Annotated in this window: 12 protein-coding genes and 1 pseudogene; 12 read left to right on the plus strand and 1 reads right to left on the minus strand. The window is 38.3% G+C overall.

Annotation, left to right across the window (positions count from 1 at the left end; translation table 11 throughout):
- Positions 1 to 17: 17 nt before the first annotated feature.
- The 8 genes and pseudogenes from dnaN to A3Q33_RS08370 all read left to right on the plus strand — a co-directional run.
- Complete coding sequence (gene dnaN, locus A3Q33_RS08335; protein ID WP_081179550.1) at positions 18 to 1,121, plus strand: DNA polymerase III subunit beta; 1,104 nt, start codon at positions 18 to 20, stop codon at positions 1,119 to 1,121.
- A gap of 2 nt (positions 1,122 to 1,123) precedes the next feature.
- Positions 1,124 to 2,221, plus strand: a complete 1,098-nt coding sequence (gene recF / locus A3Q33_RS08340) for a DNA replication/repair protein RecF (RefSeq protein WP_081179551.1) — start codon at positions 1,124 to 1,126, stop codon at positions 2,219 to 2,221.
- Positions 2,222 to 2,231: 10 nt separating this feature from the next.
- A complete protein-coding gene (gyrB, locus tag A3Q33_RS08345; protein ID WP_081179552.1) occupies positions 2,232 to 4,676 on the plus strand; it encodes a DNA topoisomerase (ATP-hydrolyzing) subunit B in 2,445 nt (814 codons plus the stop codon).
- A 177-nt stretch (positions 4,677 to 4,853) separates the two neighbouring features.
- Entirely contained in the window at positions 4,854 to 5,789 is a 936-nt protein-coding gene (gene glyQ / locus A3Q33_RS08350; RefSeq protein WP_081179553.1) for a glycine--tRNA ligase subunit alpha, read from the plus strand.
- Positions 5,789 to 7,855 carry a glycine--tRNA ligase subunit beta gene (gene glyS / locus A3Q33_RS08355; RefSeq protein ID WP_081179554.1) on the plus strand — a complete coding sequence of 689 codons (2,067 nt, stop codon included), beginning with the start codon at positions 5,789 to 5,791 and terminating at the stop codon, positions 7,853 to 7,855. The genes glyQ and glyS overlap by 1 nt, the downstream gene beginning before the upstream one ends.
- Before the next feature lie 29 nt (positions 7,856 to 7,884).
- A complete protein-coding gene (locus A3Q33_RS08360) occupies positions 7,885 to 10,806 on the plus strand; it encodes a PKD domain-containing protein (RefSeq protein WP_155866733.1) in 2,922 nt (973 codons plus the stop codon).
- A gap of 565 nt (positions 10,807 to 11,371) precedes the next feature.
- A protein-coding gene (locus A3Q33_RS08365; RefSeq protein WP_196798102.1) for an IS630 family transposase occupies positions 11,372 to 12,338 on the plus strand; the annotation gives its coding sequence in 2 pieces (ribosomal slippage) (positions 11,372 to 11,772 and positions 11,771 to 12,338; 969 coding nt in all).
- A gap of 17 nt (positions 12,339 to 12,355) precedes the next feature.
- Positions 12,356 to 12,781 (plus strand): annotated as a pseudogene (locus tag A3Q33_RS08370) (IS630 family transposase); the annotation flags it as partial.
- A gap of 64 nt (positions 12,782 to 12,845) precedes the next feature.
- Here A3Q33_RS08370 and tusA read toward each other — a convergent pair.
- Positions 12,846 to 13,094, minus strand: coding sequence for a sulfurtransferase TusA (gene tusA, locus A3Q33_RS08375; protein WP_081179557.1), 249 nt, complete (start codon positions 13,092 to 13,094; stop codon positions 12,846 to 12,848).
- 226 nt (positions 13,095 to 13,320) lie between these two features.
- On the opposite strand from tusA, the gene A3Q33_RS08380 reads away from it, so the two are divergent.
- The 4 genes from A3Q33_RS08380 (at position 13,321) to A3Q33_RS08395 (ending at position 18,742) form a co-directional block, all read left to right on the plus strand.
- Positions 13,321 to 15,240 (plus strand): transglycosylase SLT domain-containing protein, encoded by a 1,920-nt coding sequence (locus A3Q33_RS08380; protein WP_081179558.1) that lies wholly within the window; start codon positions 13,321 to 13,323, stop codon positions 15,238 to 15,240.
- 73 nt (positions 15,241 to 15,313) lie between these two features.
- Positions 15,314 to 16,633 (plus strand): Xaa-Pro dipeptidase, encoded by a 1,320-nt coding sequence (pepQ, locus tag A3Q33_RS08385; protein WP_081179559.1) that lies wholly within the window; start codon positions 15,314 to 15,316, stop codon positions 16,631 to 16,633.
- A 9-nt stretch (positions 16,634 to 16,642) separates the two neighbouring features.
- Entirely contained in the window at positions 16,643 to 17,266 is a 624-nt protein-coding gene (locus A3Q33_RS08390) for a YigZ family protein (RefSeq protein WP_081179560.1), read from the plus strand.
- 9 nt (positions 17,267 to 17,275) lie between these two features.
- Positions 17,276 to 18,742: a TrkH family potassium uptake protein gene (locus A3Q33_RS08395; protein ID WP_081179561.1), complete on the plus strand. Its 1,467-nt coding sequence runs from the start codon at positions 17,276 to 17,278 to the stop codon at positions 18,740 to 18,742.
- Positions 18,743 to 18,746: the final 4 nt, after the last annotated feature.

Raw genomic sequence — 18,746 nt, forward strand, 5'->3', positions numbered from 1 at the left:
TTAAAAGTGAGTCAGAAATGAAATTTTCATTGAACAGAGAATTACTATTGAAACCATTATTATTGGTTTCAGGTGCTGTAGAACGAAAAAGTACATTACCCATTTTAGGTAATATTCTCTTTGACGTAAGTGGGCAATCACTTACGTTGACAGCTACTGATTTAGAGTTGGAGATGGTGGCTTATGCGACTGTAGACAATCATTCAGATGACGGGAAAGTCACTATTCCTGCTCGTAAGTTACTTGATATTTGTAAAAGCTTACCTGATGACTCTATGCTAACTTTTGAAACTGATAATGATGTTATAAAAATCAGTACGGGTCGCAGTAAATATTCACTCTCGACCTTACCATCTGATGACTTTCCCAATATTGAAGAATGGAAAGGCGATGTAGAATTTAAACTATTAAAGTCTGAATTATTACGTTTAATAGAAAGTACGCATTTTTCGATGGCGAACCAAGATGTTCGTTATTATTTAAATGGTATGTCGATAGAAACAGAAGGTCATGAAATACGTTCTGTTGCTACTGATGGACATCGTTTAGCTATTTGTAAAATTTCAAATCCAGATCTTGAATTGCCTGCTCGACAAGTCATTGTGCCACGTAAAGGTATACTCGAAATTATTCGTTTATTAGATCCTGTTGACGAACCGGTACAGGTTTTTCTTGGCTCGAATCATATTCGAATTATTGATAGTGAATTTTCATTCACCAGCAAACTTGTTGACGGCCGCTTTCCTGATTATCGTCGAGTTTTACCACGTAATGGCGATAAAATTCTTAATGCCAATAAAGATGTACTTAGACAAGTACTGTCACGCGCTTCTATTTTATCTAACGAAAAATTTAAAGGTGTTCGTCTTAATTTTGGTAGTACAGAGCTAAAGATAACGGCAAATAATCCTGAGCAAGAACAAGCTGAAGAAGTGATTGAAATTGATTTTCCTTACGAGGAAGTCGAAATTGGTTTCAATGTAAGCTATGTATTAGACGTACTAAATGCTATTAAAGAAACAGATGTAAAATTCACCTTAGCCGATGCTAACAGTAGTGTCGTTATTGAAGGTGGAGAATCTGGAGAAGCTTTGTATGTAGTAATGCCAATGCGCTTGTAAGAATGAGTATTGGTAAATTAATCATTCAAGATTTACGTAATATAGAAAGTGTATCGGTAGAATTGCATTCAGATTTAAATTTTATTATTGGTGATAATGGCAGTGGAAAAAGTAGTTTACTAGAAGCCATTTTTTACTTAGGTCACGGAAAATCTTTTCGTAGCTCAAAAGTAGAAAATTTGCTTCAACATAATAAGACCAGCTTTACTGTTAGTGCAAAAACAAACAAAGATTGTCAGATGGGGGTTCGTAAGATTTTCCATGGACATAGTGCAGCAAATACTGAAATTAGAATTAATGGTGAAAAGCAGACCAAGTTTTCTGTATTAGCAAAAAATATAGCTGTGCAAGTTATTACACCCGAGAGTTTTAAAATATTTTTCGGCGGGCCTAAGCAGAGAAGAAGGTTTGTAGATTTAGGATTGTTTCACGTGAAACATTCATTTTCAGATCACTGGAAAGAATTTTCACGAATACTTAAACAACGTAATGCGTGCTTAAGAAGTAAAACAGCAGGAAGCACTTTAAATTATTGGACAGATGTTTTTATTGACAGCTCTCAAGTAATTGCAGATCTTCGTGCTGGTTATGTAGCAGAGTTGACTAATGAGTTAAGTTATTGGCTTAAAATAATGTTACCTTCAGTATCTGATGAAATTGTTATTCAATACTTACAAGGGTGGAATAGTAAGAAAAGTTTGTTTGATGTTTTACAGCAATACAAAGATAAAGAACTAAGCTACGGCTACAGCTTATTTGGAGCACAAAAATTTGATGTACGTTTTTTATTAAATGGGGCATCAATCGATAATCAATTATCAAGAGGCCAACAGAAGTTGTTTTTACTGGCGTTAACTTTTGCACAAGCAAAACTAATAGAAAGAGTTAACCTAGTAAAACCAATTTTATTAATTGATGATGTTGGTGCAGAACTCGATATTCACTCTAGAGCATTATTAAATAATGCAATAGCAGAAATTGAGTGTCAGGTTATTGTAACCGCAATTGATAAAACAGCAGTGGAACAACTCGTTCCACAGAAAGAAAACTATAAAATGTTTCACGTGAAACATGGCAAACTATCAGTAATGAGTGAGTAGGCTAGAAGCTATGACAATAGAAAATGAATATGACTCGGCAAGTATAAAAGTACTTAAAGGCTTAGATGCAGTTCGCAAAAGACCAGGGATGTATATAGGTGATACCGATGATGGCACAGGTCTTCATCATATGGTATTTGAGGTGTTGGATAACTCAATTGATGAAGCTCTTGCAGGTCACTGTAGTGATATTGTTGTTAAAATTCACTTAGACGGTTCGGTATCTGTAAAAGATGACGGTCGTGGAATACCTACAGAATTACATCCAGAAGAAGGTATTTCAGCAGCTGAAGTTATCATGACAGTACTTCATGCTGGTGGTAAATTCGGTGGTGAAGACTCTGGCTATAAAGTTTCAGGTGGTTTACATGGTGTGGGTATTTCAGTAGTAAATGCGCTGAGTAGTAAATTGAAACTGAATATTCGCCGAGATGGTAAATTATTTGAACAGTTTTATCATCATGGTATTCCTCAAGAGCCTTTAAAAGTTGTTGGCGAAAGTGATAAAAATGGTACTGAAGTAAGATTCTGGCCAAGTGAAGATACATTTACAGATGTATTATTTCACTATGACTTACTTGTTAAAAGAATTCGTGAACTATCATTCTTAAACTCAGGTGTTTCAATTAGACTTATTGATGAGCGCGAAGCTGGAAAATCAGATCACTTTAAATTTGATGGTGGTATTCAAGCATTTGTTGATTATTTAAATACTAATAAAACGCCAGTGAATGAAGAAATATTCTACTTTGATTTAGAAAGAGAAGACGGCATCATTGTTGAAGTGGCGATGCAATGGAATGATGGCTTCCAAGAAAGCATTCATTGTTTTACTAATAATATTCCTCAACGCGATGGTGGTACTCACTTAAGTGGCTTCCGCACAGCATTAACACGTACGCTTAATAGCTACATGGTTAAAGAAGGTTTAAATAAAACGAAGAAAGGTGGCAGTACTGAAACCAGTGCTTCTGGTGATGATGCTCGTGAAGGTTTAACTGCGGTAATTTCAGTTAAAGTACCTGACCCTAAATTCTCTTCTCAAACTAAAGATAAACTTGTTTCTTCAGAAGTGAAAACTGCAGTAGAACAAGCAATGGGCGAGAAATTAGGTGAATACCTATTAGAAAAACCTTCTGTCGCTCGTACTATTATTATGAAAATTGTTGATGCTGCTCGCGCACGTGAAGCAGCTCGCAAGGCAAGAGAGATGACACGCCGTAAAGGTGTATTAGATATCGCAGGTTTACCGGGCAAGTTGGCTGATTGTCAGGAAAAAGATCCAGCACTATCTGAACTCTATATTGTGGAAGGGGACTCTGCTGGCGGATCAGCCAAGCAGGGACGTAACCGTAAAAACCAAGCAATATTGCCATTGAAAGGTAAAATTCTTAACGTTGAAAAAGCACGTTTTGATAAAATGATATCTTCTCAAGAAGTCGGTACATTAATCACAGCGTTAGGTTGTGGTATTGGCCGCGATGAATATAACCCAGAAAAATTACGTTACCATAGCATCATCATCATGACCGATGCCGATGTCGATGGTTCTCACATTCGTACATTATTACTGACATTTTTCTATCGTCAAATGCCTGAAATAATGGAACGTGGTTATATTTATATTGCTCAACCACCACTTTATAAAGTGAAAAAAGGTAAGCAAGAGCGTTATATAAAAGATGAGAACGGTTTAACTGAATATTTAACAACGCTTGCTTTAGAGAATGCAGAAATACATGTAAATGAATCTGCACCGGCGTTATCAGGCTTACCTTTAGAGAATTTAGTAAAACAGTTCCGTAAAACACACGAAACTATTAAGCGTGTTTCTCGTTTGATTCCTGCTGATATTCTAGAGAAAATGATCTACGGTGACGTTATTGCTACAGAAGACTTTAACAATAAAGACAAAGTTGAATCTTGGACAGCAAACTTACTTAAGCAGTTATCTGACCAAGACGGCAATGGTTCAATTTATACCGTTGAAGTTAAGCAAGACCCAGAGCGTAATGTTTTCTACCCAAGCTTTAATGTGCGTAAGCATGGTATTGATACAGTATATGACTGTGACTATGAATTCTTTGATTCTAAAGAGTTTGCATCAATTCAAAGTTTAAACAAAGCAGTTAATGGCTTAATGGAAGAAGGTGCTTACGTTAAACGTGGCGAAAAAATTAAGCAAATTACTGAGTTTGAAGAAGCGTTAAACTGGTTAATGGCTGAGTCAAAACGTGGCCAATACATTCAACGTTATAAAGGTCTAGGTGAAATGAACCCAAGTCAATTATGGGAAACCACCATGGATCCAGAATCACGCAGAATGCTACAAGTAACAATTGAAGACGCTATTGCAGCTGACCAATTATTTACTACCCTAATGGGTGACCATGTAGAACCGCGTAGACACTTCATTGAAGAGAACGCACTTAAAGTAGCTAACTTAGATGTCTAGCCTTTAAAATTGTATAGATAAAAATGCCCGATCATCAGATCGGGCATTTTTTGTTTCTAACCTTGTATATTTGAGTAAATAAATTCAAAACATCTAAGCAAGGACACTAGGCTAATAAAGCGACAAACGGTATAATTAGCCTTATTTAATACACTATAACCATAGATTCGGAATGTTATGAGTACCTTTAATGTAAAGACCTTTCAAGGACTAATATTGCAACTGCAAGATTATTGGTCGCGCCAGGGCTGTGTCATAGTTCAGCCATTAGATTTAGAAGTAGGGGCAGGCACATTTCACCCGATGACATTTTTACGTTCTATTGGTCCTGAGCCAATGAGTAGTGCTTATGTGCAACCATGTCGCCGTCCAACCGATGGTCGCTATGGTGAAAACCCAAATAGATTACAGCACTATTATCAATTTCAAGTCATGCTAAAGCCGTCTCCAGACAATATCCAAGAGCTATACCTTGATTCGTTAAAAGAGATGGGTATTGATCCACTTGTGCACGATATTCGTTTTGTTGAAGACAACTGGGAATCGCCAACTTTAGGTGCTTGGGGTTTAGGCTGGGAGATTTGGCTAAATGGTATGGAAGTTTCGCAATTTACTTATTTCCAACAAGTTGGCGGTTTAGAGTGTGCTCCCGTTACCGGTGAAATTACTTACGGCTTAGAACGTTTAGCTATGTATATTCAAAACGTAGATAGTATTTATGACCTTGTATGGGCTGATGGTCCTATGGGTAAAGTACTTTATGGTGATGTATTTCATCAAAATGAAGTTGAGCAATCAACTTACAATTTTGAACATGCTGACGTTGACGCATTATTTAAAACGTTTGACCAGTGTGAAAAAGACAGCCAAAAATTGATCGAAGCTGGCTTAGCATTGCCCGCTTATGAGCAAGTGATGAAAGCCTCTCATGCTTTTAACTTACTTGATGCTCGTCATGCAATATCTGTAACTGAACGACAACGTTATATATTACGAGTAAGAACCTTATCTAAAGCTTGTGCTCAAGCTTATTATGCAAAACGTGAAGAACTTGGATTTCCGCTTTGTAAAAACAATTCAGCAAATGGTAACACGACTAAGGAACAATCATAATGACTACAGAAACACTACTGATTGAACTAGGTACTGAAGAGTTACCACCGAAATCATTAAGAACCTTAGCAACGACATTCTTCGATCAGATTAAGTTGCAGTTGGACGATGCTAAACTTACTTATTCTGATATCCATTGGTATGCAACGCCAAGACGTTTAGCGGTAAAGGTTGATAACTTAATCGCTAACCAGGCTGACAAAGCCATAGAGAAGCGTGGACCAGCGGTTAACGTAGCATTTGACGCTGAAGGTAACGCGAGTAAAGCTGCAGAAGGTTGGGCGCGCTCAAATGGTATTACCGTTGCAGAAGCAGAGCGTTTGGTAACAGATAAAGGTGAATGGCTACTTTATAAAACTATTGAGCAAGGCAAGCACGTTGAACAGTTAATTCCTACTATGGTTAACAATGCCATTGCAAAATTACCTGTACCTAAACCTATGCGTTGGGGCTCAGGTAGGACTCAATTTATTAGACCAGTACATACTTTAACTTTGATGTACGGTTCAAGTATTATTCCGGGTGAGTCTTTAAACATTCGCTCTAATAACTTGGTGACAGGTCACCGCTTTCATCATCACGGCGTTGTGGCATTAAGTCATGCGAATGATTATGAAAGTGCCTTAAAAGCAGCACATGTTGTAGTTGACTACGAAGCACGTAAAGAAACTATCCAACAACAAATTAATGCAGCAGCAACAGAAATTGGCGGTATCGTTTTACCTGACGACGAGTTACTAGAAGAAGTAACTTCATTAGTTGAATGGCCAGTTGTATTAACCGGTAGCTTCGATGAAGATTTTTTGAATGTACCTGCAGAGCCATTAATTTATTCGATGAAAGATCATCAAAAATACTTTCCAGTGACTGATACTGAAGGTAACTTGTTGAATAAATTCATCTTTGTGTCAAATATAGACAGTAAAGACCCAAGCCAAGTTATTAAGGGAAACGAGAAGGTAATTCGACCAAGATTAGCTGATGCTGAGTTTTTCTTTAAAACAGATAAAAAACAATCACTTGAGTCAAGATTAGAGAGTTTGGAGTCTGTATTGTTCCAAAAACAACTGGGAACGGTAAAAGCTAAGTCTGAACGCATTGCTAGCTTAAGTGAATTTGTTGCCAATGTAATTGGTGATGATACAGCTATGGCTCATCGCGCCGGTTTACTCAGTAAAACTGATTTAATGTCAGATATGGTACTTGAGTTTCCACAAGTGCAAGGCACCATGGGTAAATATTATGCTCAGCATGATGGTGAACCAGCAGCGGTTGCCCAAGCACTTGAAGATCAGTATCGTCCTCGTTTCGCGGGTGACACACTGCCAGAACAAACCATAGGTTGCGCTGTAGCGATTGCTGATAAAGTAGATACCTTAGTCGGTATATTTGGTATTAACCAAGCACCCAAAGGCGATAAAGACCCATTTGCTTTACGTCGTGCGGCTATTGGTTTAATCCGTATTATCATCGAGAAAGACCTTAATTTAGATATTGCTGATTTAGTGGCGAAAAGTGTCGAGCTTTATCAAGACAAGCTAACCAACCAAGACGTTACTAAACAGGTGCTTGATTTTGTTTTTGGTCGCTACCGTGCTTATTATCAAGATCAAAATATTAGTGTTGATGTTATACAAGCCGTTTTAGCGAATGCACCATCAGCGCCATTAGATTTTAATAAGCGTATTCATGCCGTAACACACTTTAAAACGTTATCGGAAGCAGCAACATTAGCGGCTGCTAATAAACGTGTTGGTAATATTTTAGTCAAATTTAAGGGCGAGTTGTTTGAATCGTTTAATCAAGATTTAGCCTCTGAAACTGCTGAAATTGAGCTAGCTACAGCATTTTCAGTCGTAAAAGCTAAAATAGAACCATTAATGCTTGCAAAAGATTATCAAGGAGCATTAACTGAGCTATCAGCGTTGAAGCAAACGATTGATAACTTTTTTGATAATGTTATGGTAATGGCTGATGACGAACAGGTTAAAACCAACCGTTTGACGTTACTAAACGAAATAAGAAATAGCTTCTTTGCAATTGCGGATATTTCATTATTACAGTAATTAACTGTGATAAATTAGGAGTAAGTTACTTGAAAAATTTTAATTTTAAATTTGTTTCACCAATTATATTTTCGTTATTATTATCTGCATGCGGAGGAGGAGGAAGTTCAACTCCAGCCGACACCACTCCGAATAAGGCACCGATAGTGAACGCTGGCGGAGATGTAACAGTGGATGAAAATACCAGTGTTACTTTAGCAGGAACGGCCACAGATGCAGATGGTTCAATAGCAACATATAGCTGGTCGCAAGCATCTGGAACTGAAGTAGGGTTAATAAACGCAGATAAAGCTACAGCATCTTTTATGGCCCCTGATATCAATGAAAGTGAAACCTTAACTTTCACGCTAACGGCTACTGATAACGACGGCGCAAGTGCCAGTGATACGATTTCTATTATTGTAACTAGGGTTAATAATGCTCCAACAGTAAACGCAGGCGAAGACTTAACAAAAGATGAAAATACTAATGTTACTTTAGCTGGAACTGCTATAGATACTGATGGTTCAATAGCAACATACAGCTGGAGTCAAGCATCTGGAACCGAAGTAAGTTTAACAAGTACAGATACGACTTCAACCTCGTTTATGGCTCCTGATATCAATGAAAGTGAAACGTTAACTTTCACGTTCACGGCTATTGATAACGATGGAGCAAGCACCAGCGATACCATTTCTGTTAGTGTGATTAAGGTTAATAAGGCACCGATAGTTGATGCAGGTGAAGATGTAACTGTTGCTGAAAATACCAGTGTTACTTTAGCGGGAACAGCTACAGATACAGATGGCTCAATAGCAACATATAGCTGGTCGCAAACATCAGGAACCGAAGTTAGTTTAACAACTACAAATACGGCTTCAACATCGTTTATAGCCCCTGATATAAATGAAAGTGAAACGTTAACTTTCATTTTCATAGCTACTGACAATGATGGCGCAAATACCAGTGATGTCATTTCTATTAGTGTCACTAAGGTTAATAAGGCACCGATAGTAAACGCAGGCGAAGACTTAACAGTGGATGAAAATACGAATGTTACTTTAGCAGGCACGGCTACAGATACAGACGGCACAATTACAAAATATAGCTGGGCACAGACATCAGGTACTGTAGTTACCTTAACAAGTACAGATAACGCTTCAACCTCATTTATAGCGCCTGAGAACAATGAGACTGAAGTGTTGACTTTTAGCTTAACGGCTACTGATAGTGACGGTGATACGGCATCAGACTCAATCAGTATTGAAGTGTTAAATATAGCTCCTGGGGTTTCGGGGCAGGTTACTTTTGAAAGAATAAAACACTGGGAACGCAAAGAAAGTGAGACTTCAACTCTCTTTGGATTAGATCCAGATAATGCAGAAAATCAACCAGTTAGGGCTGTTGTTGTTAACCTTAAAGATTTTGAGAATAATACACTGTCAACCGCAATAACTGATGATAGCGGGAATTACTTATTTTCCTTGCTAGAAAGTGATAAAGATAAATGGTTTTCAATCGAGGTGGTTTCTCAACTTGAACCTGACGGTAAATTTAACAATGGCTTTTCCATTTCTGTTAAAGACCCATCGACGGGGGTAAATATAGAAAATCAAACAAGCTATATTTATGCAACAGAGCAATTTCAATACGTAGATAAAAGACATTATCAGGACGTACTTCTTTCTGCTGGTTGGAATGCAGTCGAAAATAAATTTGAAGTAGGAAAGGTTGACGCACAGCCCTTTGCAATTTTAGATAGTGTGTTTAAGGGGCTACGTTATTTAGAGTCTTTCGGGGTTGAATTTAACGAACCACTGTCCCCACTCAACATAACTTGGACTATGGATGATTGGGATGACCTTGTGCTCGAGAATTTTTTTGATGCAGTTGATGATGGTTATATCTCTATATCTGCGCCATACAGCGAGCAAGTTATTATTCATCTTTTCACTCACTTTTTTGAAGTTAAGGTTTTGGACCGTGGCGACACTCTAGGAGGTGGATATTCAGTAGGGCATATCGTCAATTTTTCTACAGCTTTCTCAGAAGGGTTCGCAGCAGTAGCAGTTCCTGCTGCCGTGCTTGATGACTGGAACCTTAAAGCGGCAAACAACAAGGCATATGATTCCATTTTGGAGATTGAACCTATATATGAAATAGCGAAAGAAACCTATCAATTTGATAGTTTATTTAGCAGCACCGACCTAAATGGTAGGGAATACACTTATGAGAAGTATAAAGTTATTTCTCCATACGAACACTCCTCGGTAGCTTTATACATGCTTTCTTTCCTTTCTGATAGACCAAGTACTGAACGCACGATCAACCTGTATAAAGAAATAGGCCCTCAAGGACTGTTGAATGCTTTGAACAATATTTCGACTCAACCCGCGTTGTTATCTCTTTATAGCCTGTCCACTGAACTAAAAGCGTTATATCCTGATTTCAATTTAGAAATAAACAATTTGGAGGAAAAACTCGCCTTTTCAGCGGCAGATATGTGGGGCTCAAATCGTACAGCTGTTGATGAGCAATTTAAAATGTATGCTTATAACAACGACCTGTTACCAAGCGAAACATACTTACCCATTTACCAGCCAATGGAGTTAAATAATATTAGTACTCTTTGTTTCAATGGCGGATTTGCACCTAACAACCAATATCGTCCTGGTACGATTAGGCATGCTAAGTTTACATCCTCGAGTGGTGGAACGTTTACTATAAATATAGATAAAGCAGTTGATATAAAAGGGAACTCACACCTTTATTCTATTGTGGTTAAGGAAAATGGTAATGATATTCCGGGCACTACTATTCTGTATAGTAATAGCGGAAGCAGTATAGAATTTGCAGCAACTGCAGGGCAAACGTACGTCATTCAAGTTTATGGTAATAACTATTCACAGAACGTGTTCAATATCAATGAAACCCTCTGCACAGATATAGAAATAACAACTAGCATTAACTGATACTTTGGAGACTGGCTCGCTTAGAAAATTGAGCGAGCTAGTCATTATTACAACAGCAACGCTTACCCAAAAGTTAAAGCCGTATGAAACTAAATGTGTGTTCATTAATCAAAAGTCATCTCTAGAGCACAGTGTAAATTCTTACCTCCCATGACCATAAATGTATTAAATACGAGTAACAAACTATTGATGTTAAAATTTTATTAAAATTAATATTATCTTTTTGTCTCAAAGTAAGTCATTAGCAAAAATGCTGCTCATTAGAAAATTATTTTATAACATCACTTGCTGTTAACAAATTTTAATTTTTGACGGAAAAATCGTTCGCTAGCTCAAGTGAATTCGAGATTATATCTTTCTATCTAAATATTAAATAATGGTTTTAGGGAGTGTTTGAATGATAATAAACAACTACTTTTCATAGCTAGATAAGCAAGTTATACCAATCTGCACAAAGATGTGATCTAATGCTATTTATTTTTGAAGCAGATACCACGTTTTGGAACAACTCACCTCAGTAGATTTACTCAAGTTATCACGAAAGGAACAAAATGGGCGAAAGCGTATGCGTTTGCTTGCTGTCTCATACTTTTTAGATGGTCTGAGCAGAACCGATATATCAACGACATTAAAAGTCGCTCGTTCAAGTGTTAATCGTTGGGTCACTGCATATTTGTCAAAAGGCTTGTCGGGCCTTGATAGTGTTAGCCCGAAAGGAAGACCGTCCATGCTTTCTCCAAAGCAACTCAGCCAACTTGCTCAATACGTTGAAAATCAGAGTTGCTCAGCTGAGGGAGGTCGACTTATGGGGCAAGACTTTTGTACCTTTATCAAAAAAGAATTCGACATAGATTATCATCGAGATCATGTATATAAAATACTGAAGAAACTAGGATACTCCTGGATAACAAGCCGCTCCAAGCATCCTAAGCAATCACAAAGCGTCCAGGACGTTTTTAAAAAGCTTCCAGATGGAAACGATCCTTAACATCCCCTTTAATATTAGCTTAGATAAAGTTGATGTTTGGTTTCAAGATGAAGCACGATTCGGCCAGCAAAATACAACAACAAGGTTATGGGCGAAAACGGGTAGTAGACCTAGAGCAGTAAGACAACAACAGTTCGAATATGCATACATGTTCGGGGCTGTTTGTCCTTCGACAGGCGCTACAGAGGCATTGATCTCACCTGTAATGAATAAAGACGTTATGAAAAAGCATTTAGAACAAATATCACAGGCGACACCCGAAGGTAGATATGCTGTTGTAGTAATGGATGGCGCTGGTTGGCATACGGAAGACACATTTGAAGATTTAAAAAATCTAACCATGATCAAGTTACCCCCTTATTCCCCAGAGTTAAACCCAATTGAGCAAGTGTGGCAATGGCTAAGACAAAACTGCTTGGCCAATAGATGTTTTAATGGCTATGAAAATATAGTTGATGAATGCAGCAATGCTTGGAATATCTTCAGAAGTGACATAAAAAGAGTAATGTCGTTATGCAATCGTGACTGGATTAATCTGATTTAATGCTTATGCAGATTGGTATAAGACAACAACAGTTCGAATATGCATACATGTTCGGGGCTGTTTGTCCTTCGACAGGCGCTACAGAGGCATTGATCTCACCTGTAATGAATAAAGACGTTATGAAAAAGCATTTAGAACAAATATCACAGGCGACACCCGAAGGTAGATATGCTGTTGTAGTAATGGATGGCGCTGGTTGGCATACGGAAGACACATTTGAAGATTTAAAAAATCTAACCATGATCAAGTTACCCCCTTATTCCCCAGAGTTAAACCCAATTGAGCAAGTGTGGCAATGGCTAAGACAAAACTGCTTGGCCAATAGATGTTTTAATGGCTATGAAAATATAGTTGATGAATGCAGCAATGCTTGGAATATCTTCAGAAGTGACATAAAAAGAGTAATGTCGTTATGCAATCGTGACTGGATTAATCTGATTTAATGCTTATGCAGATTGGTATTAGACATAAAATCGCCAGCCAAATACCCAATTAAACAAGTTTGTATCACAACCCTTTTTTAATAATATATTGAAAAGGTATCACTTTAACTTGTTGATAAATTAGTTGATGTTCCATGAATCGGCAGAAGCTAGGGATATCCCTTGATGTTGATGGATCGTCAGCATTCACCAATAGGGTTTCACCGGTGGACATTTTACGGATTTTTAAACGAAGCATCATCACAGGTTCTGGACAACGAAGCCCAACCGCTTCTAATTTGTGGTCTGTATCTGGTAAAGGGCTATTGATCATTTTTCACATTGCTAATAAATAATGTTTGGCGCTAATTTTAAAGCCTATTTGTAATGAAGCAACTATAAATTAAGCTAATTATTTACGTTACTTTTTATATTTAACCTGAAACCTATGATAGCAAGTTCAAATATGGATAATTAAGTTGATAATTTTGCTGAATAGACTTGCTTTGTAATGTAAGGAGTGAATAATTGATCTACTGTTATTTTTCCAAGGTCATCAAATGCCGTCAGGTTGCTTCCGATTTATCAAAACCATCATATTAACGAGTCTATTTGCTAGTATTTCAACATTTGCAAATGATGAAAACCTACAGCGTAAGACTTTTCTGCAAGCCGATAAGCAAGTTTGGAACGACAGTTCTGCCACTTATCAAAATTTATATAATCAACTGCACTATTACCCGCTACAACCTTATTTAGATCAAAAGCGGTTAATGGCTAAAATGAAGTTGTCTTCAGCGTCTGAAATCAATGACTTCCTAACAAAATATGAAGGTACACCGCTTGATTGGCCGCTCAGAAAAAAATGGCTAACTTATTTAGCTAAGCGTAATAAGCCGGTACTTTTTCAAACATTTTTCAAACCCACGAGTAATGTCGAGCTAACGTGCCAATATTATAGTTTTGAATTACAAACGGGTGTCGCGGCCAGCCGAGTTTTACCGAAAGTTAGCTCACTTTGGATGGTGGGTAAGTCACAACCTAAAGTTTGTGATCCCTTGTTTAAAAAATGGCAACTAGCGGGATACCGAACCAATGACATGATTTGGCAACGTATTGTTTTATCGGCTGATGGTGGCAAGCATAGCTTAATCCCATATTTAACTAAGTTATTACCTGAAAAAGACCAGGCTATGGCAAAGCTATGGCATAAGGTACGTCGCGATCCTGCATACATTAGTGAATTGTCTAGGTTTAGCCATAAAACAGAACGTGAAGCTGAGATAGTCACTTATGGATTGAAACGTCTTATATGGCGTTCACCTGAACAAGCACTTGATACTTATGCTTTGGCGAAATCACTTTTGCCATTTACCCAGCAGCAACATCAACAAATTACCTTGAAGTTCGCCTTGGCGTTAGCCAGTAAAAACCATGCTGATGCTGCTAATTGGTTAGAGCAAGTTGATGAGAAGTTATTCAGCAGTAACTTAACGCAATGGTATATAACCGATGCGCTGCGTGATCAAAATTGGCAGCATATAAAAGATAAACTATTAAAATTACCCAAAACAGTGCAGCAGAGCTTACAGTGGCGTTATTGGTATAGCAGAAGTTTGTTGGCTACCGATGACTTAGTACAAGGGACTAAGCTGTTAAATGAACTTGCACAAAGTCGACATTACTATGGTTTTTTAGCCGCTAGTTACTTAAATAAAGCCTCTAATTTCCAAAATATGCCACTGGTTGTCAGTGCTGATGAAAAAGCTTTAATTGTTAAAAGTCCAGAAGCAAAAAGAGCGTTCGAACTTTTTGCCATTGGCCGTTTTCATCACGCTCGATTAGAGTGGAATTACTGGTTGTCCAAATTAAACAAACGCGAAAAATTAGTTGCCTCTAAAGTCGCTAATGAACTGCAATGGTTCGACCGGGCAATATTTACCTTAGCCAAGGTCGGTTATCTTAATGATGTAAATTTACGTTTTCCGCTTGGCTTTGAAACCGACATTAAACACTATGCGGATAATGAAAAAATTAATCCGGCATGGGCATTTGCCATTGCGCGGCGTGAAAGCTCGTTTATGTCTGATGCGAACTCGCCAGCAGGCGCTAAAGGCTTAATGCAAATAATGCCAGGTACGGCAAAACAACTTGCTCGCAAGAAGGTCTCTAATCAATATTTATTTAAAGCTAAGAATAATATCAAATTAGGCACGAAATATTTACGGGACTTACTCGACAAACATCACGGTAATCAGGTACTTGCTACTGCTGCATATAACGCAGGACCTTATCGAGTAAAAAGTTGGTTAAAAGACGCAAAGCCTTTACCAGCAGACGTTTGGATAGAAACAATACCGTTTAAAGAAACCCGAGAATACGTTAAAAGTGTTTTAGCTTATCAGCAAATTTATCAACACAAAGTAGGGCAGACAGGGTCTTTATTTGACCAAATTATCGCGATGAACATAAACGAGTAGCGTCGAGCTAAGCATTATAATATTGCGCTAAACACGGTATAATTAAAATCAAAGAAATTTAGAGAGTTACCAGATGAATATACTAGCAAACCAATACCCAGCTCACGTTGCTGAGTTACAAAAACGCACTAAAGCCGTCTTGAAGAGAGAAAATCTTGAAGGCTTAGTTATTCATTCTGGTCAAGAAATTAAAGCGTTCTTAGACGATAACAGCTATCCATTTCGTGTTAACCCTCACTTTAAAGCTTGGCTCCCCTTGGTTGATGTTACTAATTGCTGGTTACTGGTAAATGGCACAGAAAAACCGACGTTAATTTATTATCAACCGGTTGATTTTTGGCATAAAGTTATTGGCCTAGCGGATGACTATTGGAATGAGTTTTTCGATATAAAGATATTATCTAAAGCCAGTGAAGTCGATAAGTTACTACCTTATGATAAAAAAGCCTTTGCTTATATTGGTGCGCATATTGAAGTTGCTAAAGCATTAGGGTTTGAACATATTAATCCTGAGCCGCTGATTAATTATCTGCATTTTCATCGCGCCTATAAAACTTCATACGAGCAAGAATGTATGCGCCGCTCTAGTGCCATTGCAGTTAAGGGACATAAAGCAGCAAAGGCCGCTTTTTTTGATGGCGCCTCAGAATACGATATTCAACACGCTTATTTAAAAGCTACACAACATGTTGAAAGCGAAACACCTTACGGCAATATTGTTGCGCTAAATGAAAACACGGCAATTTTACATTACACCGCTTTAGATCGTGGTGTACCACAAGCACACCGTTCTTTTTTGCTTGATGCTGGCGCTAATTTTAATGGTTATGCTTCAGATATTACGCGCACTTATTCTTTTAAACGTGATCGCTTTGCTGAGTTAATTGCTCGCATGGATAGTTTAATGCTAAATGCTGTTGATGCGTTAAAACCAGGGCTAAGTTATGTTGATTTGCATATCGCAACATATCGCGAAATAGGTAAGGTCTTAAAAGAGTTTAACTATATAAATGTTGATGTAGATACCGCAGTGGAAACGGGCATTATTTCAACCTTCTTCCCACATGGCTTAGGGCATCATCTAGGTTTACAAGTTCATGATGTTGGTGGTTTTATGGCAGACGAACGTGGTACCCATGTTAATAGTCCAGAACCTCATGCCTTTTTACGTACTTCACGCGTGATAGAAACTAATCAGGTTTTTACTATTGAGCCGGGTTTATACTTTATCGACTCATTGCTTGCTGACTTAAAGCAATCTGCTCATGGCAAAATGGTGAACTGGCAGGAAGTTGATGCTATGCGTCCATTTGGCGGTATTAGAATAGAAGATAATATTATTGTGCATCAATCACACAATGAAAATATGACGCGTGATTTTGACTTAAACTAAGTTATATACGTGTCTAAGCCATACCAAGTAGCGGCACAAGAGATTATTGATGAAACAATAGTCACGCGTAGTCGCTTTATTTGCTACCTTCAACCTTGTGCTAGTACTGCAGAAGCTAAGGCTTTTATTAAAAGCTTACAAGTGTTGCACCCACAAGCTAATCACCACTGTTATGCCTTTATTGCCGGTCGCCCTGAAAACAGCCAATTGTATGGTTTTTCTGATGATGGGGAGCCGTCAGGCACTGCGGGTAAGCCTATGTTGACTATGTTGATGGGCAGTAATATCGGTGAAATTTGTGCCGTTGTTGTACGTTATTTTGGAGGCACCAAACTTGGCCCCGGCGGATTGCAACGGGCGTATGGCGGCAGTGTAAAGCAAGCATTGGCGATTTTACCGACAAAATTGAAAATTCCTATGGTACGCAAAACACTAGCGTGTCAATATACACAACTGAATGATGTTTTGTATTTTATTGGTCAAATTGGTGGTGAAGTTCTCCAGCAAGACTACAATGAAAATGTAGTGCTTACTCTCGCATTACCTGATGAAAAACTTGAGCTTTTCCAACAGCAAATACAAACAATGTCTGCTGGGCAGTTAACGCTTCAACCCATAACTAAAAAGCAATAATAAACTACTGTGCAATTTAAAAATATCATCCGAATACTAGGGTTATTAGTCGCGTTACTGAGCGTAACTATGCTGCCGCCTGCATTTATCTCTCTGCTCTATCGAGATGGTGGTGGTGTCTCATTTTTAATGTCATTTATTTTTTGTTTAGTTGCGGGTTTGCTGTTTTGGTATCCTTACCGTGCCGAAAAAAGCGATTTAAGAGCGCGAGAAGGCTTTTTAATTGTCGTACTTTTTTGGGCTGTTCTGGCGAGCTTTTCGGCGGTGCCGTTATTGTTATTAGAGCAACCCAACCTTTCCGTTGCCGATGCCTTCTTTGAATCTTTTTCTGGCCTCACCACCACAGGGGCAACCATATTAACCAAAATTGACGGCCTACCGCACGCGGTGCTTTGGTATCGACAACAACTGCAATGGTTAGGCGGTATGGGTATTATTGTACTGGCGGTGGCTATTTTACCTATGTTGGGTATAGGGGGAATGCAGTTATATCGTGCTGAAACTCCTGGCCCTGTGAAAGATTCTAAAATGACCCCGCGCATCGCTGATACCGCAAAGCATTTGTGGCTAATCTATGTGACATTAACCATAGCTTGCGCGATGAGTTATTGGGCGGCAGGGATGAATTTATTTGACGCTATTTGTCACTCATTTTCTACTATCGCTATTGGTGGTTTCTCTACACATGATTTAAGCATGGGCTATTTTGATAGCCCTTTAATTAACTTTATTTGTGTGTTTTTCTTGCTGGTTGCTGGCGTAAACTTTGCGCTGCATTTTGCGGTGGTTAATAGTCGTTCGTTACGTAGCTATTTTTATGATTCAGAATTTAAAGCATTTTTGAGTATTCAAATAGTACTTATTTTAGTGTGTTTTATTGTGCTGACGAGCTTTAATGTTTACCAATCAGGTTTTGATAATTTCGAACAGGCGCTTTTTCATGCTGTTTCAATTAGTACAACAGCAGGTTTTTCGGCAACATCTTCAGGCGAAGTGACATTTTCTAACTGGCCGACGTTATTACCTATTTTACTTATTTTCTCTAGCTTTATTGGTGGATGTGCTGGTAGCACAGGTGGCGGCATGAAAGTCATTCGGGTAGTACTGCTTTATTTACAAGGGGTGCGAGAGCTAAATAAATTAGTGCACCCGAAAGCGGTTTTTACCATTAAATTAGGTAAAAAAGCCTTGCCCAATAGAGTTGTAGAAGCCATTTGGGGTTTCTTTTCAGCTTATGCGGCTGTTTTTGTTATTTGTATGCTATTGCTCTTAGCGGCAGGAATGGACGAGTCTTCAGCATTTACTGCGGTTGCGGCATGTTTGAATAACCTTGGCCCTGGTTTAGGGCAGGTTGCGGCAAACTTTGCTGATATAAATGATTTTAGTAAATGGGTGTTGATTGCTGCTATGTTGTTTGGGCGCCTAGAAATTTTCACTTTGCTGGTATTATTCACACCAGCATTTTGGAAAACCTGATTTA

Origin of the sequence: Colwellia sp. PAMC 21821 (genome assembly GCF_002077175.1) — a bacterium.
Taxonomy (GTDB): Bacteria; Pseudomonadota; Gammaproteobacteria; order Enterobacterales; family Alteromonadaceae; genus Cognaticolwellia.

What these genes read in the sequence shown, in the direction of transcription:
- dnaN (WP_081179550.1), top strand. Translation starts at nt 18, where the DNA reads ATGAAATTTTCATTGAACAGAGAATTACTATTGAAACCATTATTATTG.
- recF (WP_081179551.1), top strand. Translation starts at nt 1,124, where the DNA reads ATGAGTATTGGTAAATTAATCATTCAAGATTTACGTAATATAGAAAGT.
- gyrB (WP_081179552.1), top strand. Translation starts at nt 2,232, where the DNA reads ATGACAATAGAAAATGAATATGACTCGGCAAGTATAAAAGTACTTAAA.
- glyQ (WP_081179553.1), top strand. Translation starts at nt 4,854, where the DNA reads ATGAGTACCTTTAATGTAAAGACCTTTCAAGGACTAATATTGCAACTG.
- glyS (WP_081179554.1), top strand. Translation starts at nt 5,789, where the DNA reads ATGACTACAGAAACACTACTGATTGAACTAGGTACTGAAGAGTTACCA.
- tusA (WP_081179557.1), bottom strand. Translation starts at nt 13,094, where the DNA reads ATGATCAATAGCCCTTTACCAGATACAGACCACAAATTAGAAGCGGTT.
- A3Q33_RS08380 (WP_081179558.1), top strand. Translation starts at nt 13,321, where the DNA reads ATGCCGTCAGGTTGCTTCCGATTTATCAAAACCATCATATTAACGAGT.
- pepQ (WP_081179559.1), top strand. Translation starts at nt 15,314, where the DNA reads ATGAATATACTAGCAAACCAATACCCAGCTCACGTTGCTGAGTTACAA.